Source organism: Legionella gresilensis, from assembly GCF_900639865.1.
GTDB lineage: Bacteria > Pseudomonadota > Gammaproteobacteria > Legionellales > Legionellaceae > Legionella_C > Legionella_C gresilensis.
In genome coordinates, this window is sequence record NZ_CAAAHX010000003.1 from 18,330 (window position 1) to 38,694 (window position 20,365).

Sequence of the window (20,365 nt, forward strand, 5' to 3'; positions counted from 1 at the left end):
ATTTCCCAAACAGCAATAGTAATGCCAGTTGAATGCTTAAAAATAAAATTTTATTTGTTCTTTTTATTTTTCTTCTTATTTTATTTAGTTTTATTTACTTAGCAAATAAACAAATTAAACATTTAAAGCGTGATCCGCAAATTTTATTTAATCAATATTATGCTTTGCGTAAAACTAACAAAGAAGCTGCCAAGGAGGCATTAAAAATTATTTTAAAGCAAGACCCAGAAAATAGACGCGCTTTAAAAGAACTCAGTCAGCTCTATTTAGAAGAGCAAAAACTACAAGCTAGCTTACCATTAATGAAACACTTAAATGAATTAGAGCCGCATAATCTGCAATACCCCTTGCAATTAGGGAAAATTTATTACGAACTTGGTGAATGGCAACATGCTTTTCAATATCTAGAGCCGTTAGTAAAGCAAAATCAAGATCACCTGATAAAATTTCAAGCATCGCGAGTGCTAGAAAAAATGACTTCTTTTATTCCGAATTATAATACGTATGCTATTACAACAGCCAAGCCTGGCAGTCAAATTAATAATACCGGCAAACCACTTATCAATACCATTTTTTTAAACTGGTTTTATAAATTAAAACGGGAAAACATCCGGGCTGCCGAAGAAATTCTTACAGTATTACTCCTTTTAGAGCCTCGCAATCCCCTTTTAAATCAAGAAATGGGGTATTTAAAATTGCAATTAAATGATACTAAAGGGGCAATTTCCTTCTTTTTAGTAACTTACCAAGAGTTATCTTCTGAGCAAATTGCTCTTCAAATTGCATATCTTTATTATCGCTTAGGCAATAAAGATCAAGCTAGATATTACTTTTTAATCGCCGCGCAAGCTAGAGATACAAAAATTCGCACTACGGCTTTAAAAGCATTAAGCTTTTTGCAAAGCCCAGCAAAGATGGAAAATAACAATCCATTTAAGATGGCAGAAGCTAAGAACCCTGCATATCAGCCACAAAATAAATTTACTCCACCACCAGGGACCCCAAACCAGGCCCTTTTACTATTAGATGAATTTTATAGTTTAAAAAAGCGTGATAAAAATCTTGCATGGCTTGCCATTCAAAAGATTGCCCAGAAATATCCTAATAATACGCTAGCATTAAAAGAAGCTGGATTTTTAGCGATTGAACTTAAACAATCTAATTATGCTATTTTATATTTCACCCGTGTTTATAACTTAACGCATGAGCCAGAAATTGCGATGCAATTAGGCTATTTATATGATCAAACACCTAATAAATATCAAGCTTATCACTATTTCAAATTGGCTACCTTAAGTAGCAATAAAGAATTAGAACTTAAAGCGCAAAATGCATTGACTAATTTAGCAGGTTTACAAACTAAAGTTCTACCACCGCCTTATTTTGGCGAGCTGTTTTTCACTCCCTTTACCCAAAGCCGCTTTGGCTTAACCGTTCGCCCTATTATCGCTCGCTATGGGTTAGAGTTTAATAATGATTTGCATTCAAGGGTATACTTTAACTTTAGGCGAACGGATGATAATAAATCCAACACCGCTGGTGATTTGCCACAAATTTATGAGGATAATGTGCGTATTACCGGCATAGGTGGTTCCATCAACCCTTTAAAGAATTTCCCTTTGGTGGCTTGGGTAGAAGCAGGACAAGCATATGATTTGGTTTATCGCGACCGGAATAGATGGCGTGGCGATTTAAGAGGCGGATTGATGTATTATAATGAATTTGGTACTAAGCCCGCTTACTATGATACCTTTCGTATTAGTCCTGATTATTATAGTACGCTTTATGGTGATATTACCTACTTTTCAAGATATGATAATAACGTCATTGGTACATTTATTACCCGCCAAGGCATTCGTATTCTGCAATATCATGCAAGCATTATTAATGTATATATGCTAGGACGCGTTTTTCAAGATACCAGGCGTGAATTTTTTAATAATATCGTGGAATATGGACCTGGCATAGGCTTGATTCCATCTAATCGATTTCGCATCGAAATACGCTTTGATTATATTAATGGTACTTATTTACCTGCGGGTGGCTCTGTAAATCCGTACGGAAAGCACTATACTAATAAAATGTTGCAACTTTTATACTACGTGCGAGTGTAATGGAAGACACCTATTTAATCATTCTTTTTTTAGTCATGTGGTATTTTCTTATTTTCTTTGCCTGTCTGTTTCTAATTTCTGGCATTGATGACTTATTTTTTGATATTTATTATTGGTCACGCTATTTCATTCGTAAATGGAAAACGAGAAAATACAAGCCGTTAACTTATGAAGATTTAGTTAATCAACCAGAAAAATATGTCGCAGTTTTAGTAGCCTGCTGGCATGAAGCTAATGTTATTGCAACCATGTTAATGAATAACTGCTATGCCATTGATTATACCAATTATTATTTATTTGTCGGGGTCTACCCGAATGATCCAGAAACTGTTGCTGAAGTGCAACGAGTCCAAAGCTATATTAAAAATGTACAATGTGTTATTGGTCCAGAGCCTGGGCCTACAACTAAAGCTGCCAACTTAAATGGCATTTATAATCATATAAAAGAATTTGAAAAAACCTTAGGCATTGAATTTGATATTTTTGTTTTTCACGATTCAGAAGATGTTATACATCCTTTATCTTTTAAGCTTTATAATTATTTAATTCCTCGCAAAGATATGATCCAGATTCCTATGTTTCCGCTGGAAGTTAATTATTGGAATTTTACTCATTGGGTCTATGCCGATGAGTTTGCAGAAATTCATACTAAAGACTTAATCGTACGTGAAGCAATACATGGTCATGTTCCTTCGGCGGGCGTAGGCACTGCCTTTTCAAAACAAGCACTTTTGGCAATTGAAGATCCTATAACTAAAGGACCCTTTTCTATTGATTCACTTACCGAGGATTATCGCACTTCATTAACCCTGCGCATTAAGGGACTTAAGCAAATTTTTCTTGTCCAGTCCATCGAGCGTCTTAAATGGGAGCAAAAGGGTTTCTTTAATAAGTATTATGTTTTAAAGCGGAAAAAAGAATATATTGCAACACGTGCCTTATTTCCAACCGAATATCAAAAAGCGGTTCGGCAAAAAGCACGCTGGATAATAGGTATTGTGTTTCAGGAATGGGTTCATACGAAATGGCCTAAGGTTTGGCGTGTTCGTTTTACGCTTGCCCATGATCGCAAAGCATTTATTACCCATTTTATTAACGGACTTGGATATGTGGTGTTTCTGTTTTGGATAGTTTATAGCCTCTTAACATTTAATAATCCGGTATATCCTTCTTTGCAAGAGCAATTAAACCTTTATCCTTGGGTTTGGGTCTTAGTTATTATTAGTACCTTACTTATGCTCGAGCGAATGCTACAGCGTTTTATCGGCCTTTATCGTGTCTATAGTCTTATACCTGCTTGGTTATCCATTCCCCGGGCTTTTTATGGTAATATTTTAAATTTGCATGCTATACTGCGTGCTTATAAACTGTACTTTCTCGCTACAGCACCTAAAAAATCAGCTAAATCTACTGCCAGACAGCCGGTTTGGGATAAGACAGACCATGTTTTTCCAGGTAGCCACATTCTTACTCCGTATCGCCGTCGGCTGGGAGACATTCTAGTAGAGGAAAAAATTATTTCCTTTGCGCAACTCAAACAAGCTATACTTGAGCAACAAAAATCTGGCGAAAGATTAGGCAAAGTGCTGGCTAGGCTGAATTTTGTTGATGAAAAAAAACTTCTTAAAATTATTGCTAATCAATATAATTTAGAACTCGTGTCTAAAGAAAAAATTATTACTGCACCTAAAACATTCTCAAGCAAATTAAGCAAATGGCTAGAAGGTAAAGGGAGTTACTTAGTTGATTATAATGAAACAGCAGAGCAAGTAACCATTGGCATTACTGATCCTACAAATGAGTTGCTTATTGAGAGCATAATAGAAAAATTTAACCCTTTAAAAACTCAATTTGTATTAATTGATTTAAGTGACTAGTTTACAATAATACCCCCTGTAAATAATTCACTATCTTCTCACCTGCATGCCCATCCCCATAGGGTGAAATCCCTTTAGCGAGAGAAGCATATAGTTTTTTATCTTCAAGGAGATTCTCAACTGTGTTTATAATGTTCTCTTTTTCAGTACCAACCAATAATCCAACGCCTTCCGTAATAATGGCAGGTCTTTCGGTGGGATGTCTTAATACTAAAATAGGCTTGCTTAAGGCAGGCGCTTCTTCTTGAATACCGCCAGAATCTGTCAGGATTAAAATGCATTGTTGCATTAAATGTACAAAGTCTACATAACATAGAGGAGAAATTAAATGCACTTTGGGATTATTAGCTAACATATTATTAATTACGGCTTGTACTTGTGGATTTGGATGCACAGGAAAAATAAAGTTCAAATCATACTTTTTAGCTAAAGTAATAATTGCTGCACAAATATTTTCTAAATGCTGGCCAAAGTTCTCACGTCGATGCGCAGTCACTATAACAATATTGTTAAGGTGTTTAAAACGACCATTATGGGCCGTATTTTTTAATGTCCAATGCAGGGTATCAATAACAGGGTTACCCGTCACGATAACGTTTGCCGGCGAAATATTCTCGCGAATCAAATTATCTTTCTCCTCTTGGGTGGGTGCAAAATGCCAAGTGGCCAGCGGGGCTGTTAAAACACGATTAATCTCTTCCGGATAAGGTTCGCGAGAATTATACGTTCTTAACCCGGCTTCAATATGACCAAAAAAAATATTATGATAAAAAGCAGTCAGTGCTGAAACAAAAACAGTCGTTGTATCACCCGCAGCTAACAAGACATCAAATTTTTGTTTTAAAATAAGTGACTCAAGCTTACTACAAAGCTTACTTGTTAAAGTGCCTAACGATTGATTAGCAGTCATGATATCTAAATCAATGTCAGGTCTAATTTGAAAAGAGGTTAAAATATTATCTAAAAGACAACGATGTTGTGCTGTATTAATAATAGTAACTTTTGCCCATGAGCAAGCTTGTAATCGCTTAATAATAGGAAACATTTTGATAATTTCAGGACGCGTGCCAATAATGCAACCAATTTGAATGCATTTTTCCATAAAATAATCCTTTAAGTAAGTTGCCTAACTTAAGCTACACAAATCGCTTATTTTATTATTAGTATAGTTACATTGAGCATTTATGAGATTTGCATTGCATTTTTTTACAAGAAAACCCACAATAGAAAGCTAAGATAATAGCAACTGAATCTTAATCCATGAGCTTAAAATTACTGTCTTTAAATGAAGTTAAACAATGTATTTCGATGCCAGAGGCCATTCATGCTCTTGAAGATGCCTTTATGCAACTCGCTCGTCAACAAGTTAAATTGCCTTTAAGAATGGGTATTAATATTGAAGAAGAGGATGCATTAACTCTAGCAATGCCAGCTTATTTAGCGCACAACAAAGCATTAGGACTTAAAGTTGTTTCTATTTTTCCCAAAAATTTAACTAAGCATAAACCCTCAATTACCGGCTTTATTATGTTGCTTGATGCTATAACAGGTGAGCCCAAGGTCTTAATGGATGGCAGTTATTTAACGGCCTTACGTACAGGCGCAGTCTCTGGTTTAGCAACTAAGTATTTTGCTAAACCTGATGCCTCACACTTAGCTATTATCGGCTCAGGTGCCCAAGCTTATACGCAATTAGAAGCAATCGCTGCTGTATGCCCGATTAAACAGGTATCTGTTTGGTCACGTTCTATAAGTAATGCTGAACATTTTGCCGAGCAAATTGCTAGTGATTATAAAGTACAAGTACATTCTAACGTAGCAGATACTGTTAGTGACGCTGATGTAATTTGTACTGTTACCAGCAGTACAGAGCCACTCATTGATTTATCAATGTTAAAACCCAATGTCCATATTAATGCAATTGGTTCGCATACACCTTTGATGCAAGAAATCAATACAGATGTCTTACAAGAAGCGACTGTCATTGTTGATCAGGTGGAAGCAGCTTTAAAGGAAGCAGGTGAAATCATTGCAGCTGTTAACCAACATCAATTAAAACAAGAAGACCTCATTGAAATAGGTCAATGGTTAATAAATAAAAATAAAAATTATCAAGACTCACTAACTGTGTTTAAATCTGTTGGTCTTGCTATCCAAGATTTAAGCGTTGCCGAAGTCGTTTACCAAAATGCATTAAAACAAGGCTTAGGACTTAGTTTTTCATTAAGTTAAATATTTAATCTCAGGCTTATGCCAGTGAGCTAGGTAATCATGTTTACCAGAGGATCTTGATAATTAGCTAAAAGACCGCCATCGATAACCAAGTCGGTCCCGGTAATATACGTAGCTTCATCACTAGCTAAAAAACACGCAGCATAAGCAATATCCAGTGGCTTACCAATACGCCCGATGGGCACTAATGATTGCCACTTTTTTAAATAGTCTGGATCTTCTTTTAAGGATTTACTAAAGATCGGGGTCTCAATAATACCAGGTGAAATGCTATTAACTCGAATACGGCGCACTGCTAAGTCACGAGCGAAATTCTTAGCTAATTTAATAATGGCTGCCTTCGTAGAGGAATAAATGCTGTGATTATGTAACGTTATATAAGCAGCAACAGAAGCAATTAATATGATTGCTGCACCATCATTTAAATATGGGAGGGCATAATTAACAGTGAAATAAACACCTTTATAATTAATATTCACTATATAATCAAAATCTGCTTCCTTCATGTCAGCGACAGAAACACGCTCCCCTACGCCTGAATTTGCAACCAAAATATCAATTTTACCAAAATGTTGTTCAGTTTCTTGGAATAAACGCTTTAAATCTTGCCCTTTTGTTACATCGCCACTTACAGTAAGGATTTGTGGATGCGTTTGTTTTAAATCAGATAAACTTTGTTTATCACGGGCAAAAGCTACCACGTTTGCACCTTCTGCTAAAAAATGTTCAACAATCCCGCGGCCAATGCCTTTATTACCGCCCGTGACAACGGCTACCTTATTATGTAATCTCATTAGTAATCCTCTTTGTTAAATAAAGTTGAGTAATAAAGCAGTTACACTAAAAAAGAAATACCAGCGCCAAAATAATGTTCAATATTATATAAATAGCCTCTCAATCTTTGGCCCGCACTTATGTCAATCACAACATTGGGATGCACTAAATAAAGCAGCCCAACATCAGCATTAAATCCACTATTTTCATTAGCGCCTGTTTTAGTTTGGCCATAAATTTCACCATAAAGTGACCATTTCTCAGTGACTGAATAGGATAAAACAGCATCGGGATTAAAACTATTATAATGGTGCCCGCCCGCATTTATAGGATCAGCTTCAATACTTCCTCCTACTACAAAAGTAAAAGTGAATTTATCATTAATGGCGTAATTAATAATGGCACTTACAAAGCCACCCAGTGCTTGAGTGCCAAAATCTTTACTTCCACCTGGAAATTCAAAGGCCCCTTCAGCAGTTAGCATCCATTTATCGTTATAACCCACTTGATGTTTAAGACCTAGTGTTGAGTTCGAAAAGCCGGAATTTTTGGGTGAAAATTGATAATTATAAATAGGCAAAACAAAAAAAACTTCACTTTGCAAAGGTAGGCCAATACGTAATTCAGATTGCGGAAAATCATGTGAATAGCCTGTGCCTGGAGCTATTTTTTGATAATCATAACCTGATTCCAAATCAAAATGTTTAAAGGGTACTACACACGCACTATCTGCATTGTTAGGTCTATCGATTATATTAATAAAAGCATTTTTGCCTATACAAGGATTTGAATCAGCATAACCTATATTATAAATACTGAAGAAAGTTATACCTAAACAGAGAGTACTTACTTGCTTTAACATTATTGCAATGGGTCCATTACTTTTTTTTAACCATAACAAATCTAGAATTATAAATAAATGTGTTAAAATTTTTTCAAGATAGATATTTGATTTAATTTAAATAGATGTTAATAACAAAAGAACTGGCTCATAGTATTGAAAATTGCATCAAGCAAAGCCACATTAATCTCACTTATCACGTGCCTGGAAGCGCTCTTTTAGAGGTAGGCTCTGGTGCTGCTTGTTTTACGGGTAAAACTTCTTTCTTTTCGCAGGTCGTTGGTTGGGGCTTTCAATGTAAAGACCAGCAGTTTTTAACGCAGATTGAAGCCATAGAAAATTTTTATCACACACTTGGGCATTTATCCATTGATATTGAATTAAGCCCCTTAGTAGGCAATGATATTATACAAAAACTAAGCGAATGCGGTTATTTTGTCACTGAAGTCAATAACATTTCCCTACTTAACCTTGCCAGCGAAAAAATTACCTCGTTTTCCCTTAGTTCGGATTATCAAATTAGACAAGTAAGCGAATGCGAATTACACACCTGGGCTCACTGTGTTGCTTTAGGATTTGGCTGTAAAGAGGCTTGGCAGCAGTTTTATCATTATGCTCGTACTGCCAATGTGGCTGTTTTTGGGGCCTATTTTCAAGACCAATTAGTGGCAGGCGGTATAATTGCCATTCATCAATCCATTTGTGATTTAGGCCTGACAAGTACACTACCGGCGCATCGGGGCCAAGGGTTACAAAAGGCCCTTTTAGCTTATCGACTTGCCTTCGCCCAAAATATGGGTGCTAAAATCGCCTCTGTTACCACCGAGCCTGGCTCTATTTCTGATTTAAATAGCCAAAAGATGGGTTTTTTAATTGCTTATACTCGCTTAAAACTCACTCGTTTAATTTCCGAATAAGTTTTCTCAATTTTTAAGCGTATCTATTTACTTTTTCAATGATTACCTGCCAATCAGGGCCAGTTCCTAACTGATATTTTTTCGCAAAATTACCTTGATTAATACCTATGGCAATATCCATTAAGCTATTTAAATACAGTAATTCTTGTTTATCTTTCATGGCGCTAAAGGTATTTTCAAAAGCAAGTTCACTTTCATACTTTTTCTGCTGTTGATGCCAGATGGTTACTTTATATGTTTGGCCCGGGGCTAAACCAAATTGCTTTGCTAATTGTTGATTTATATCAGTCCACACATTGCCATATTGTGGGTCAAATACCATGATTTTACCTTTCAATTTATCGTTAATAAGCGTTGCTTCTTGATTAGGTAAAGTCACTAAAGGTTGTGTAAAAAGCGGCCCAACTTCAGCAAAGGTAATCTTGCCAGAAGCCAAGCGGGCGCCCGTATAACCATAAACATCACGCCCATGGAAAGTATGCGAGGTTTCAGAGCCTTGTAAACGATTAACCGACTCATCAATTAATCGCACAGATTGAATACCAATTTTATGCGCGACTAAAGTAAGCAAGCCGTTGTCAGGGCCCACAAAATATTGGCCATTATTTAACTTAGCAACAATCGAATGTCGTTTACTACCCACGCCAGGATCAACAACGACGACAAAAACAGTTTTACTTGGCCAGTAAGGTGCTGCTTGATATAAACGATAAGCACCTTCCCAAATATTATAAGGTGGAATTTCATGGGTCATATCTGAAATAATTAAATGTTGATCTACTGAATAGGCAACCCCCTTTATGGCGCTGACTGCGCTATCTTTTAACCCAAAATCAGTTTCTAACACTAAAATTCCAGATGAAGAGGCAGCCACCACAGTGAAATGAAAGAATAATGCGAGATTTAAAAATAATGATTTTTTGAATTGCATAAGTATGCTCTATAAAAAAATTAAAATAAGATAGTATGAATTTAATTGTTATCTGGCAACCACTTAGCCTTCTTTGCACGCTAAGAAAGATAAGCTATAATTCTTTTCCAATTTTCATCATCCCTGTTTAAGTGGGATGTTTAAATTTAAAGTGACCATGGCCATTTCTTTAGCAAATAAAACTGCCTTAATTACAGGCGCCTCCAGTGGAATTGGCGAAGCTTGCGCCAAAATATTAGCTGCACAAAAGGCTAATTTAATTTTAACGGCACGACGGTTAGACCGCTTAGAATCGTTAGCCACGTCATTGCAAAAGGATTATTCTATTCATGTCCTACCTATTGAATTAGACATTCGTAATAAAGATAAAGTTGAAAATTTTTATCAATCATTATCTACACAATCGCACCCCATTGACATTCTGATTAATAATGCTGGTTTAGCATTAGCAACTGATCCCATTTACAAAGGCGATTCTAGTCAATGGGATACCATGATTGACACCAATCTTAAAGGTTTACTTTATATTAGCCGCCATGTGTTACCCGATATGGTCAAAAGAAATCAAGGCCATATTGTCAATATTGGCTCTATTGCCGGTCAAGATGTTTATACAAATGGCAATGTTTATGCAGCTACAAAGCATGCTGTTAGGGCTATTACCAAATCAATGCGTCTTGATTTAGCAGGAACGAGCGTGCGTGTAACTGAAATTGCGCCAGGAGCCGTAGAAACTGAATTTAGTATCGTTCGTTGGAATGATGAAAAACGCGCAAAAGAATTTTATCAAGATTTTAATCCTTTAATTGCAGATGATATTGCTGATGCCGTGCTTTATGCACTTACCCGCCCCTTACATGTAGATATTACTGAAATGACTATTTTACCGACAGCACAAGCAGGTTGTAGTGTTATCAGCAGAACAGGAAGAATAGGAAGCGGTGAACATAAGTAATAAATTTGATTGATCCTATAACGCTATCTTTCTTTTTTTGGAAGGCAACTAGAGCCTATTCGCTCAGGTAAATAGATTTGCGCTTAATGCAGCCCTTCAACCAGAATTACAGCCAAAATATATTTACTATAATATAAAGTAACGCCATCCCGATGATAGGAACAATAACAAATCCTAAAAAAATAATAAACTGAATCCTATTTTCTGAAGACTTACGGTAATTTTTAATAAGTCTGTTAATGATAGACATACTAACATCTGCCTCCCTTGCTAAACACCCACATAATTGCGCCATATGGAATTAAATACAATATTTTAGTTGTACAAAACCACCACTTAAGTTCTTTGTTTCTATATGTTTTAATGGCACATCTTTTGGTAAATAACCAAACAAGGTGCGTCCTGAACCAATTAGAACAGGCGTTAGGGTTATTGTAAGTTCATTAATTAAACTTTCAGTTAAAAAACGTTGAATAGTATTACCACCATCAATATACAAATGTTTAAATCCTCGGCTTGCTAAACGTTTCACTAAAGCAGTTGGACGCTCAGAAGAGTTAGAAACTGTATGCTGTAGATTATTAGGGATGATAATTGGTTTACTACTTAAAACAATGACAGGCAAATTGCCATAAGGCCATTCATCAAAGGTCAATACTTTTGCAAAGGACTTCCTACCCATCACTAAAGCGTCAACTGTCTGAATAAAAGAGTGGTATCCGCCATCTTCATTGCTTGAAGCTTGCGTATTAGCCTTCATGAGCCAATCAATAGCGCCATCTTGTCGAGCAATAAACCCATCTACACTAATAGCGATAAAGACAGAGCATTTAATTGGCATCATTTATTTAAATATACTTTTCACTAAATTAATTGCTGAAAAAAACGTTTAAATCTTGGTTTATAATAATTTTCTTTATCCCACGATAAAAGCACACGCTCGGCTCTGCCTACGATTTGCTTACGCGGTACAAAACCAAAATAACGTGAATCAGCACTGTAATCCCGATTATCACCTAACATCAAAAATTGACCTTCTGGTACTTTTATAGGACCAAATGTTCGTAAAGCATGCTTAGAAGGCAATGCCATAACAGTATGTTCTTTTTTAGCCAAATATTCCGTAGCAATAATAGCTTGTTGTTGTTCATCGGCTGGCAAAGTGTATGGCAAGGATTGGTTATGCAATTGATAGTGCGTGAGTTTACCATTAATAATGAGATAGTTGTTTTTCATTGCAATGGTGTCCCCGGGCGTTCCTATAACCCGTTTTATTAACCGCTGACCATCTTGTGGTTTATAAAAAACAACGATATCACCGCGCTTAGGTTCAGACCAAGTCGCAAGATGGGTTGTTGTAAAGGGAATTTTTAAATCATAGGCTAATTTATTTACCAAGATTAAATCACCAATATACACAGTAGGTTCCATAGAACCTGAAGGGATTCGGTTCCAATCAGCAATAGCGGAACGACCAGCAAAAAGAAAAAAAGCGAGTAGTAAAAAATGGACACTTTCTTTAATAAAATGTGACGTCAGATATTTTTTCTTCATATTGTTCCCTAAGAATTTTGGCTTACAAGAATAACATTTTCCCCTCAAAGAAAGCAAAAATCTCTAACCACTTAGCGATTATAGCATTACTTATCAAATTTAATGCTCATTAAATATATAGATTGATAATTATAAATCTTGATGTAAAATTTGTCGGCAATTTTTGAGTTTAGTTAGTTAAATAAGAGGTTTAAATGAAATTTAAGTTAAAGGGGTTAAAAGATGCAGATTCAACCAGTTTAAGTAAATTTTTTAATAGTATTCCTAATGATACTACTGAATTAAAATTAAACGGCAGTAAACTTTATAATAAAAAGATTGATGATTTAATTGCAGCTTTTAAGTTAATCCCTTCTTCAGTTGCTAGTCTAGATTTGAGCGAAAATATGCTTCGCAAAATGCACACTGATAAATTACTAAGGTTAATTACAGCTATTCCCCAAAGCATTACAACAATAAATTTGCGAAAAAATAATCTTTGGCATAAAAGTGTCGATGACTTAGCAAGTGTTTTTGCTGCGTTTTCTCCTAATGTTAAAAAATTAATATTAGGAGAAAACCAATTCAGGGATAAAAAAACGTTAGATTTAAGTATTGCTTTTAAAGCACTTCCTGAAAGCGTAATTGAACTTAATTTATGTAAAAGTCATTTAAATTGCTTGTCTATAAAAAACTTAAACCAGATGAAAAACTCTTTACCCTATATACAAACAGTCATACTAAGTCAGGGAGAAATAGAGAGAATGACAACTAAACAACGTATAGCATTAGCTTCCTCTTTCCCTAATCTTAAAAAGATAATTTTCCTAGATAACTATAACAGACGCATAGCTCCTAGTCTTGAAGCTAGTTTAGCACGCACCTTAGGTTTAACTACATCGCCCCCCTCTCTACTGCAACAAGTATCATTTTTTGTTGCTTCAAACAAAAATAATAGTAAATTAAACGAATCTAAGATTGTTTTGGATAATGATACTAAAGATTATGTAGCTTCTGCTTTTTCTTACTAGCCACTTAAAAGAGTTTCCTTATTGATACTAAATATCAGGTGACTCTTTTACTTCGAAATTATCTTAAAATTTAAAGAATTTTATAATTAACGTTATACTGAGCTTAACCTACATTGAAGAACAACAAATATTTAGTATTAAAAATGAAAAAGCTTAATCGGGATTTCTATGCCAATGACGCATTAACAGTAGCACAACAACTTCTAGGCAAATATTTAGTGCATGTTATCAATGGGCAGCAAAAAATAGGAAAAATCGTTGAAGTTGAAGCGTATATCGGGCCGCATGACTTAGCATCACACGCCTCTAAAGGCATTACAACGCGTACTAAAATTATGTACGGGCCGCCAGGTTATGCTTATGTTTATTTAATTTATGGCATGTATCATTGTATGAATGTGGTAACTGGCCCGGATGGTTATGGATCTGCTGTATTAATTCGTGCACTTGAACCCATTATAAATATTAATGAACGCACGCAAGGCCCAGGCTTACTTTGCCAAGCCATGCAGATTAATAAATTATTAAATGGGCATGACTTGTTAAGTGATAATTTTTACTTGGCAAGCGATGACGAATCATCATTTACCATCATTAGTAGGCCTCGTATTGGCGTTGCTTATGCTAAAGAATGGGCAGACAAACCTTTTCGCTTCTATATTCAAGACAATAAATTTATATCTAAAAAGTAGAGCTAATTACACGCACTTGTTAATAAGGTAGCCGTTAATGGCGCAGGAGCATCATAATTATCAGGGTGAATTACTTTAAGCAGTTGATTGTTACTTTGATAGGGATCAAATTGATAGACATAAAAGAAATTATTCTTTGCTGCTAAATTTTTACCAAAATTAATTGCATCATCCGGATCGGAATCAATTCGAACTGTATAATCACCACAGGTGTTCTCAGGTACCATCGTATTCGAATCAGCAATAATAATATGTATAGTGGGGGCTTTTAAGCCTTGATCTTTTATTAAATGTTTTAATACCCCTATTGAATGTTCCAAGCATATTTCAATACCGATGGTTATCTCGCTTTGTGCATCTAATGTGAAAAGAAATTCTTGCTCCTTAAAAGTATAGGCCCATGGGCTTATTTTATTTTTAGGGACTTCTTCACAAGGTGCAATTTTAGAGCGACGGTAAACCTTTGCACCTTGTTTAAAAAAATAGCATGTATTTTTAATATTATAAAATTTAGCTTGTAAACTTGCTTGATTAAATTGTGCTTTATAATTTACAAACAGATTACTATTGATATTTTTATATTCTATCTCTTTAATAAATTGATACTTATCATAAGCCGCTTTAATCGCTCTTATTTTTTCTTGGTTCGCGTTAACCATGACTAGTTTTTGCGAAATAAGGCTGCCTGCAATAATTAAAAGATCTCTATTATCGGTCACTATAGACAATAATTCTTTGAAATCATGGATATTATCTTGACTGACTGCAAGCTGATTGCTTACCCCATACTCCCGCCAAGCAACGATGATATAAGCGTCAGGATGTAATTGTTTCGCTTTATTATAAGCACGTATAGTAGATAATCCTAACGCCAGCAATTGATCATGAAAACTTTTTTTTTCAAATTCTGTATTATGAGTTAAATTAATCGCAATAAGAACAATCTTCTTCATATACTACATCACTTCGCAGTTGGGTAAATTAAAAACCTATCGATTTAAAACTAGCAAGCCAATTGATAATTAAGAATTTTTTAGGAAAAATTAGAAATAAATAAATTGGCCAACTATGTCCATTTAAGAACAAACAGAGCAAAATGAATTTATTTAATACCGTAGTATTCTACGGTATTAGAATTTAGGCGCCCGTTTTACCTATTTGGTTAATTTGTTTCTGCAATTGTTGCATTTGCTGCTGAAAATTACTTTGAATTTGTTTAATTTGATTTTGGGTTTGGGTATTTAATTGTTGTATTTGCGTTTGAAATGCAGCATGAATATCTTTAAATTGCTGTTGTATTTGGTTATTTAAAGTCGTAATTTGCTGCTGATTTTGATTTTGTAACTGCTTTATTTGATTCTGAATTTGAGTATTTAATTGCATAATTTGTGCATTTGCGGTCTGGGGAGTCGTAGGAGGGCTAGTTGCCGCATGCGCAATAGACAGGGTTGATACAAAAATTAAACCATAAATTCTGCTTGCTCGTAACGTCATGATCTCTTCCTTGTTAGTAAATAGGTAACCGCAATTACTTTAAAACTAATTCAATTTGTAATGCAAGTCCTAAAAAACGTATACCAGTTTGTTTTATTGGAAATTTTTAATTATTTATCTATAGTAGAGGTGTATGTATTTTTCTTCAGGGACGAGGATCATATGCAAGTTTTTAATATAAGTGACACATTTCCTACGTTAGTCACGTTAAGAAAAAACTTAACATTTAATGAGTTATTAACGGCTTTACCCTCATTTATGCCGACCTTGGAAGAATTACTATTAAAACGGGGCGCTATCCTTTTTCGAGGCTTTCCATTAATCGAGCCTAAAAAATTTGTAAAATTAATTAAAGAAATGAATTTAGGTAAGTTTGCTAATTATATAGGTGGTGATAGTCCAAGAAGTAAAATTATGGATGGTATTTATACCTCTACTGAGGCACCTGCTAATATTTTTATTCCACTCCATCAGGAGCTTTCCTATCTGCCAACCTATCCTAAACATATTTACTTTTTTTGTGAAACTGAGCCCGTTAATGGTGGTGAGACCATTATTGGTGATGCGAGAGAAATTTATAGACAACTTAATCCTGAACTCGTTGCGCGCTTCAATGAAAAGAAGATTACCTATGTAGCTCACTATTATTATCAAAGTAAAATAATGGATTTTATTAATCAAATAGCGCGTTCGCACAAATCGTGGTCTGAGGTGTTTGAAACAACCAGTTTTATTGACGTAGAAAAATTTTGTCAAAAGCACAATATCCAAATACGTTGGCTAAAAAATAACTGGCTAGAAATGAAGCAATCAATGCCTCCTCTTATGCAACACCCAATTACCCAAGAAACAGTTTGGTTTAATCAAGCGCATTTATACGACTTTAATCCAAAATTATTAGGACTGTGGGGATTTTTAGCAACCAAGCTTTTTTATTTTCGTCGCTTAACGCGCTTACATGAAGTTGCCTTTGCAAATGGAGAAAAAATACCTCGTAAAGACATTTACCATATCATGGATACTTTAAAAAATTGTACTATCGCCATTCCCTGGAAAAAAGGAGATATGATGGTACTGGATAATATTCTAACAATGCACGGTCGAGCAACTTTTAAAGGGCCACGACGTATCTTAACCTCATTAACTGCCACCTAAACTTAAGTGATTAAGTTCAGGCATTTCTTCTTCAAGCGTGGTATTTGGATTATCTAAAAAGCTGACAAATTCTCCTATATTTTTAGCTTGCTTATCTTTTAGAAAACGACCATCTTCAATAACCTCTGTAGCTGCAATCACAGCCATTGCCGTACCTAAGATTGCTAAACCAAGACCTAGAGCGAATAATCCCCAAGGTCCTGTGGATAAAAACATAGCACCCGCTGTTATCCCAGCAAGGCTTGCTATCGCCTCATTCATAAATATAAAACCAGCCACGCTGGCGACAAAACCAGAAACCGTAAAAATAGAATTAAAAAATAAATTTGTAGCAACTATTGTCTTGTTATATTTTTTATTGTCATTTAATAATTGCTGTAAAAGATGATATTGACCTTTTAAAGTAGCAATATTGTCATCGTTGGGATCTTCAATGCATCGAGTGGCAGCTAGTAAAAGATATGTTAATACGCTATGGCTTTTTTTATCTAAAATATTTCTTAACCCTTCAAGTCCTTGTAAAAATTTTCGTCCTTTGATAACCATATAATTATCAAAAAATTTATTCCTTAATGCTTTATTATTAACTACCAGGGGCTCATTGAGTCGAGTTTCTAATTGATCTAAAAAGGCTTTACGTTGTAAATTCCAAGCCACAATATTTAATCCATTGCTTTAAAATAAGCGGCTAATATATAGTAGATTTTTGCTAATGTATATTTTTCTTTTAGGTAATAATGGTATATTTATGGCCCATTACTTCTATTTTCTACATTACTATTATCAGTTAATGAATCTTCTCTTGCGAACTTAGTTGGCCGAGCTAAAGCGTCTTTAATTTCAATGCCCTTTCCGGGTTTAAAAAAAGGGTAGGTCGATTGTAACAATGAGATTAATCTTAGAGGTGAGTTCTCACTTTTAAGCTTAGATGGGGAAGATTTAGGTTTATCTATTTGCAATAATTCTTTAGAACAATCAGCAGGCCCTATACCTAGCTGTCCTTGGTCGTTATGGCCCAGAGCATATAACTTTTGCGACGAATCAACATAAATTGTATGGAATTCATGCGCATCAAAATTAATTATTCCTGCAGCTATTTTTTTAAAAAAATTAAAATAAGCGATATCTGTATCTTCTAGCTGTCTTGCTGAATTAATGCCAGCAACCATCAAGTCTTGGTTACTCAGCAAAATAAAGCTCGCTAAATCAGTAGCTTTAATTTTAATAGCCCGTTTAATTGGCAATAGAGTCCAATTTTTACTATCAGAAATGGTATAGCCTAAACCCAGTAACCCATGTCTATTAGACCCTATACCGTAAACACTACCTTCTGCAGTTAATAGCAAGGCGTGCTCTTTACCAGCTGCTATGTCAATAATATTGAGGTCTGCTGGTATTGGTAACCATTCTGGTAACAGCTTTAAGCTGCCATTAATAGTATAAGGCTTTAAATTAGCGTTACCCAACTGATAAATCCCATTATTATCAGTATACGCTGTCGTAAAATCACAGGCTATGATAGCTTTAACGTCAATTGGCGTAGACGCGCACTCTAATTGGATTTTTTTTAAAGCATCCTTCTTAAAAGATAATTGCTGCTCTGCATTATTGCCCATTATCCAAATTCTTTTCTTTTTACTAAGCATAATTGCATGTGTAAATCCTACACTTAAATGAGCAATGGGCTCTATTCCTATTATTTCCGTGGGCGCTAACCTTTTTTCTTCACCTAATAAACCTAATTGGCCATAATTATTGGCGCCCATAGCAAACATACGGCCACTTTCTAATAAAATAAGACTAAAATTATACCCGCAAGCAATTTGCTTTACTTTCATTTCATCGGCTAAATAACTATTAACAAGGTGCATTAAATACTTATTGAAACGCTTAAATTGAATAACTTCAGTTAAGGGTAAATTAGCAAAAATTTGAAATAAAATTTCTATGGGTAGCTTTTCAAAAATACTAAGCTGATTTTCTGAAACAGGCATATAATTTAGACAAATAAAAATGCAAAATTATAAATTAGTTACCTACAAAATACATCTTATTACTATTTAATATTGATTGGCTAATAAACTCATGTTCTTCATTTTTATTTAAGCAATGAACTATCGCGTTAATGGCAGTTATACTAATATCTGGGCCTACTGTATCTTTTATATTATTTTCATCCATATAATTTTGCCACATCTCTTTAATAAAAGGTTTATTAAATACCTCTACTAAGGCATCATCGATGAAACTAATTTGCTTCCATACATACTTATCCTTATCCCTAATTTTTTCAATTAACTTTGCATAAAAAGCTGAAACAGCCAGATTAAGTACTTTTTCAGGCTTAATTTTTTTATCTTCAACAGCCTTAATAAGATCTTTGATGAGATCTTTTTTAACGACATTAACTGCATGCTTATTAAGTGTATTTAAAAAATCTATTACAGCTTGCTGCTTAGGCGTTAATTGTTTTTTTGTGGGCGGCGATAAGCTTTTAGTGAAGAAATTCCCAGATATAACCGTAGTTTTAATTTCTTGCTGGACTGGTTGGACTGATGAAGCACGTGTTGATTGGGATGTCTGAGATGAGATAGTTAATGCGTTACTATCATAGCAGCACACCAGCTTTGTTAACATGCTTGGAAAGGGATAATTTTCTTTAGTATAAATACCATAAGTGGATTGATGCCCCATAACGACAGCCCAAGCATCAATGATCAAACAATTATTTAAGTCTTCTAAGTTATCCGAATGATGACCTACCAAAAGAAAAGTATGAGCACCTAAACCATTATCATGACTAACCATTTTTATATCTAAGGGGGGCAATCGCTTTGCTTCAATGAGTTTTAAAAGATGATCAGCAACTAATTGTGCAAAGCTATGACAATCACCCATTTTCATTTTCATAACATGTTTTGCAGTTTCTTCAATATTCCTAGGTGTATAACTAGGAAGAGCGCCTGTGCCTATAGTTTGTGGGCCAGTGTAGTTCCTTTTTGCTTTAGCAATTACTTGTTCCTCCCAACCCTCATTAATACACTCGGGAAACCTTATCGCATCTGTAGAACCATACTCTGACAGATTTAATTGATACATATAACTAGTTAAAAAGGTGGAAATAAAACTATTAGCAGGTATTTTACGATTTATAGTAGGCAAGCTATTAAATTTCGGATCATTAATTACAAATTGAAGAATTTGTAAATCATAAGCTGAACTATTTCTATGATTGTTAATATATTCTTGTGGATTTGCCAAGAAGGCATTTAACTCAAAGTCATTTTTTATAATTTCTAGAAATTTTTTTACATGTGCAATAAACTCTTCTGAAGGAATCGAGACTTGTTCAGCAAAAAAAGTAGCAATACATTTAATTTTTTCTGTTTTATCTTGGCAATTGCTAAGGTTTTTTAGAATACGCTCTACTTCTTGTGGGTCTGATGTATAATGCTCACATAGCGATTTAAATGCGCTCTCAATCTCATCATCGCTAGTGACAAGGATCCTGCCCCTAATCATATTTCCTGTATCAGTAATTAGCTGCTTTCTTTCTTGAGCTTCTAAAGCACTCATATATTTTTTTATCTCATTAATCTGTCGCTTAGATGAGCTTTCAAAAATTTTGCGCATATTAAACAATTTGTCTTAGACTTAGGCATATAATACAAAAATAAAATTAAGAGAAAATTAACTAGCCATCGCAATTGCATAAAATAAAGTCTTTTAAGGTAGAATATAGATAAACATACCTAGCAAGAAGCCGATTTAACTTTTTTGCCTGAAAATAGCGCTAATCTGAATTTTTCAGTGCTAGGC

Annotated in this window: 19 protein-coding genes; 8 read left to right on the plus strand and 11 right to left on the minus strand. The window is 34.8% G+C overall.

The annotated features are described in order from the left end of the window. Positions 1 to 32 precede the first annotated feature (32 nt). Together E1P04_RS03700 and E1P04_RS03705 are read left to right on the plus strand one after the other, a co-directional pair. Positions 33 to 2,114 carry a tetratricopeptide repeat protein gene (locus E1P04_RS03700; RefSeq protein ID WP_131781584.1) on the plus strand — a complete coding sequence of 694 codons (2,082 nt, stop codon included), beginning with the start codon at positions 33 to 35 and terminating at the stop codon, positions 2,112 to 2,114. Further along, on the plus strand, positions 2,114 to 3,991 hold the full coding sequence (locus E1P04_RS03705) for a glycosyltransferase (RefSeq protein WP_131781585.1): 1,878 nt from the start codon (positions 2,114 to 2,116) through the stop codon (positions 3,989 to 3,991). The genes E1P04_RS03700 and E1P04_RS03705 overlap by 1 nt, the downstream gene beginning before the upstream one ends. A 1-nt stretch (position 3,992) precedes the next feature. Here the strand turns inward: E1P04_RS03705 and wecB are convergent, their stop codons facing one another. Further along, complete coding sequence (wecB, locus tag E1P04_RS03710; RefSeq protein WP_131781586.1) at positions 3,993 to 5,093, minus strand: non-hydrolyzing UDP-N-acetylglucosamine 2-epimerase; 1,101 nt, start codon at positions 5,091 to 5,093, stop codon at positions 3,993 to 3,995. Between the two features lie 158 nt (positions 5,094 to 5,251). Here wecB and E1P04_RS03715 point away from each other — a divergent pair, with 158 nt between their 5' ends. Next, positions 5,252 to 6,223 carry an ornithine cyclodeaminase family protein gene (locus tag E1P04_RS03715; RefSeq protein WP_131781587.1) on the plus strand — a complete coding sequence of 324 codons (972 nt, stop codon included), beginning with the start codon at positions 5,252 to 5,254 and terminating at the stop codon, positions 6,221 to 6,223. A 29-nt stretch (positions 6,224 to 6,252) separates the two neighbouring features. Here the strand turns inward: E1P04_RS03715 and E1P04_RS03720 are convergent, their stop codons facing one another. Further along, positions 6,253 to 7,017 carry an SDR family NAD(P)-dependent oxidoreductase gene (locus tag E1P04_RS03720; protein WP_131781588.1) on the minus strand — a complete coding sequence of 255 codons (765 nt, stop codon included), beginning with the start codon at positions 7,015 to 7,017 and terminating at the stop codon, positions 6,253 to 6,255. 41 nt (positions 7,018 to 7,058) lie between these two features. Beyond that, positions 7,059 to 7,859 (minus strand): transporter, encoded by an 801-nt coding sequence (locus E1P04_RS03725; protein WP_131781589.1) that lies wholly within the window; start codon positions 7,857 to 7,859, stop codon positions 7,059 to 7,061. 104 nt (positions 7,860 to 7,963) lie between these two features. On the opposite strand from E1P04_RS03725, the gene E1P04_RS03730 reads away from it, so the two are divergent. Beyond that, on the plus strand, positions 7,964 to 8,755 hold the full coding sequence (locus E1P04_RS03730; protein WP_131781590.1) for a GNAT family N-acetyltransferase: 792 nt from the start codon (positions 7,964 to 7,966) through the stop codon (positions 8,753 to 8,755). Between the two features lie 13 nt (positions 8,756 to 8,768). Here the strand turns inward: E1P04_RS03730 and E1P04_RS03735 are convergent, their stop codons facing one another. Further along, entirely contained in the window at positions 8,769 to 9,686 is a 918-nt protein-coding gene (locus tag E1P04_RS03735) for an SAM hydrolase/SAM-dependent halogenase family protein (protein ID WP_131781591.1), read from the minus strand. A gap of 136 nt (positions 9,687 to 9,822) precedes the next feature. Here E1P04_RS03735 and E1P04_RS03740 point away from each other — a divergent pair, with 136 nt between their 5' ends. After that, entirely contained in the window at positions 9,823 to 10,641 is an 819-nt protein-coding gene (locus E1P04_RS03740; RefSeq protein ID WP_242604377.1) for an SDR family NAD(P)-dependent oxidoreductase, read from the plus strand. A 301-nt stretch (positions 10,642 to 10,942) separates the two neighbouring features. On the opposite strand, the gene E1P04_RS03750 is transcribed toward E1P04_RS03740, so the two are convergent. After that, positions 10,943 to 11,482 carry a dihydrofolate reductase family protein gene (locus E1P04_RS03750; protein ID WP_131781877.1) on the minus strand — a complete coding sequence of 180 codons (540 nt, stop codon included), beginning with the start codon at positions 11,480 to 11,482 and terminating at the stop codon, positions 10,943 to 10,945. Between the two features lie 23 nt (positions 11,483 to 11,505). Continuing rightward, positions 11,506 to 12,195 carry a signal peptidase I gene (lepB, locus tag E1P04_RS03755; RefSeq protein WP_131781593.1) on the minus strand — a complete coding sequence of 230 codons (690 nt, stop codon included), beginning with the start codon at positions 12,193 to 12,195 and terminating at the stop codon, positions 11,506 to 11,508. 194 nt (positions 12,196 to 12,389) lie between these two features. Here lepB and E1P04_RS03760 point away from each other — a divergent pair, with 194 nt between their 5' ends. Together E1P04_RS03760 and E1P04_RS03765 are read left to right on the plus strand one after the other, a co-directional pair. Further along, positions 12,390 to 13,205: a leucine-rich repeat domain-containing protein gene (locus E1P04_RS03760; RefSeq protein WP_131781594.1), complete on the plus strand. Its 816-nt coding sequence runs from the start codon at positions 12,390 to 12,392 to the stop codon at positions 13,203 to 13,205. A 143-nt stretch (positions 13,206 to 13,348) separates the two neighbouring features. Further along, on the plus strand, positions 13,349 to 13,897 hold the full coding sequence (locus E1P04_RS03765) for a DNA-3-methyladenine glycosylase (protein ID WP_131781595.1): 549 nt from the start codon (positions 13,349 to 13,351) through the stop codon (positions 13,895 to 13,897). A gap of 2 nt (positions 13,898 to 13,899) precedes the next feature. Here E1P04_RS03765 and E1P04_RS03770 read toward each other — a convergent pair whose 3' ends face one another. Next, complete coding sequence (locus E1P04_RS03770) at positions 13,900 to 14,850, minus strand: hypothetical protein (RefSeq protein ID WP_131781596.1); 951 nt, start codon at positions 14,848 to 14,850, stop codon at positions 13,900 to 13,902. A 184-nt stretch (positions 14,851 to 15,034) separates the two neighbouring features. Beyond that, complete coding sequence (locus E1P04_RS03775) at positions 15,035 to 15,391, minus strand: hypothetical protein (RefSeq protein ID WP_131781597.1); 357 nt, start codon at positions 15,389 to 15,391, stop codon at positions 15,035 to 15,037. Between the two features lie 162 nt (positions 15,392 to 15,553). Here E1P04_RS03775 and E1P04_RS03780 point away from each other — a divergent pair, with 162 nt between their 5' ends. Beyond that, positions 15,554 to 16,546, plus strand: coding sequence for a TauD/TfdA family dioxygenase (locus E1P04_RS03780; protein WP_165482667.1), 993 nt, complete (start codon positions 15,554 to 15,556; stop codon positions 16,544 to 16,546). Here the strand turns inward: E1P04_RS03780 and E1P04_RS03785 are convergent. The 3 genes from E1P04_RS03785 to E1P04_RS03795 form a co-directional block, all read right to left on the minus strand. Then, complete coding sequence (locus E1P04_RS03785; protein ID WP_131781599.1) at positions 16,532 to 17,203, minus strand: hypothetical protein; 672 nt, start codon at positions 17,201 to 17,203, stop codon at positions 16,532 to 16,534. The two genes, E1P04_RS03780 and E1P04_RS03785, sit on opposite strands and share 15 nt — an antisense overlap. 89 nt (positions 17,204 to 17,292) lie before the next feature. After that, the gene (locus tag E1P04_RS03790; protein ID WP_131781600.1) at positions 17,293 to 18,540 is read right to left on the minus strand and encodes a hypothetical protein; all 1,248 of its coding nucleotides are present in this window, start codon (positions 18,538 to 18,540) and stop codon (positions 17,293 to 17,295) included. Positions 18,541 to 18,574: 34 nt separating this feature from the next. Continuing rightward, complete coding sequence (locus E1P04_RS03795; RefSeq protein WP_131781601.1) at positions 18,575 to 20,179, minus strand: hypothetical protein; 1,605 nt, start codon at positions 20,177 to 20,179, stop codon at positions 18,575 to 18,577. Positions 20,180 to 20,365: the final 186 nt, after the last annotated feature.

What these genes read in the sequence shown, in the direction of transcription:
- E1P04_RS03700 (WP_131781584.1), top strand. Translation starts at nt 33, where the DNA reads ATGCTTAAAAATAAAATTTTATTTGTTCTTTTTATTTTTCTTCTTATT.
- E1P04_RS03705 (WP_131781585.1), top strand. Translation starts at nt 2,114, where the DNA reads ATGGAAGACACCTATTTAATCATTCTTTTTTTAGTCATGTGGTATTTT.
- wecB (WP_131781586.1), bottom strand. Translation starts at nt 5,093, where the DNA reads ATGGAAAAATGCATTCAAATTGGTTGCATTATTGGCACGCGTCCTGAA.
- E1P04_RS03715 (WP_131781587.1), top strand. Translation starts at nt 5,252, where the DNA reads ATGAGCTTAAAATTACTGTCTTTAAATGAAGTTAAACAATGTATTTCG.
- E1P04_RS03720 (WP_131781588.1), bottom strand. Translation starts at nt 7,017, where the DNA reads ATGAGATTACATAATAAGGTAGCCGTTGTCACGGGCGGTAATAAAGGC.
- E1P04_RS03725 (WP_131781589.1), bottom strand. Translation starts at nt 7,859, where the DNA reads ATGTTAAAGCAAGTAAGTACTCTCTGTTTAGGTATAACTTTCTTCAGT.
- E1P04_RS03730 (WP_131781590.1), top strand. Translation starts at nt 7,964, where the DNA reads ATGTTAATAACAAAAGAACTGGCTCATAGTATTGAAAATTGCATCAAG.
- E1P04_RS03735 (WP_131781591.1), bottom strand. Translation starts at nt 9,686, where the DNA reads ATGCAATTCAAAAAATCATTATTTTTAAATCTCGCATTATTCTTTCAT.
- E1P04_RS03740 (WP_242604377.1), top strand. Translation starts at nt 9,823, where the DNA reads ATGTTTAAATTTAAAGTGACCATGGCCATTTCTTTAGCAAATAAAACT.
- E1P04_RS03750 (WP_131781877.1), bottom strand. Translation starts at nt 11,482, where the DNA reads ATGCCAATTAAATGCTCTGTCTTTATCGCTATTAGTGTAGATGGGTTT.
- lepB (WP_131781593.1), bottom strand. Translation starts at nt 12,195, where the DNA reads ATGAAGAAAAAATATCTGACGTCACATTTTATTAAAGAAAGTGTCCAT.
- E1P04_RS03760 (WP_131781594.1), top strand. Translation starts at nt 12,390, where the DNA reads ATGAAATTTAAGTTAAAGGGGTTAAAAGATGCAGATTCAACCAGTTTA.
- E1P04_RS03765 (WP_131781595.1), top strand. Translation starts at nt 13,349, where the DNA reads ATGAAAAAGCTTAATCGGGATTTCTATGCCAATGACGCATTAACAGTA.
- E1P04_RS03770 (WP_131781596.1), bottom strand. Translation starts at nt 14,850, where the DNA reads ATGAAGAAGATTGTTCTTATTGCGATTAATTTAACTCATAATACAGAA.
- E1P04_RS03775 (WP_131781597.1), bottom strand. Translation starts at nt 15,391, where the DNA reads ATGACGTTACGAGCAAGCAGAATTTATGGTTTAATTTTTGTATCAACC.
- E1P04_RS03780 (WP_165482667.1), top strand. Translation starts at nt 15,554, where the DNA reads ATGCAAGTTTTTAATATAAGTGACACATTTCCTACGTTAGTCACGTTA.
- E1P04_RS03790 (WP_131781600.1), bottom strand. Translation starts at nt 18,540, where the DNA reads ATGCCTGTTTCAGAAAATCAGCTTAGTATTTTTGAAAAGCTACCCATA.
- E1P04_RS03795 (WP_131781601.1), bottom strand. Translation starts at nt 20,179, where the DNA reads ATGCGCAAAATTTTTGAAAGCTCATCTAAGCGACAGATTAATGAGATA.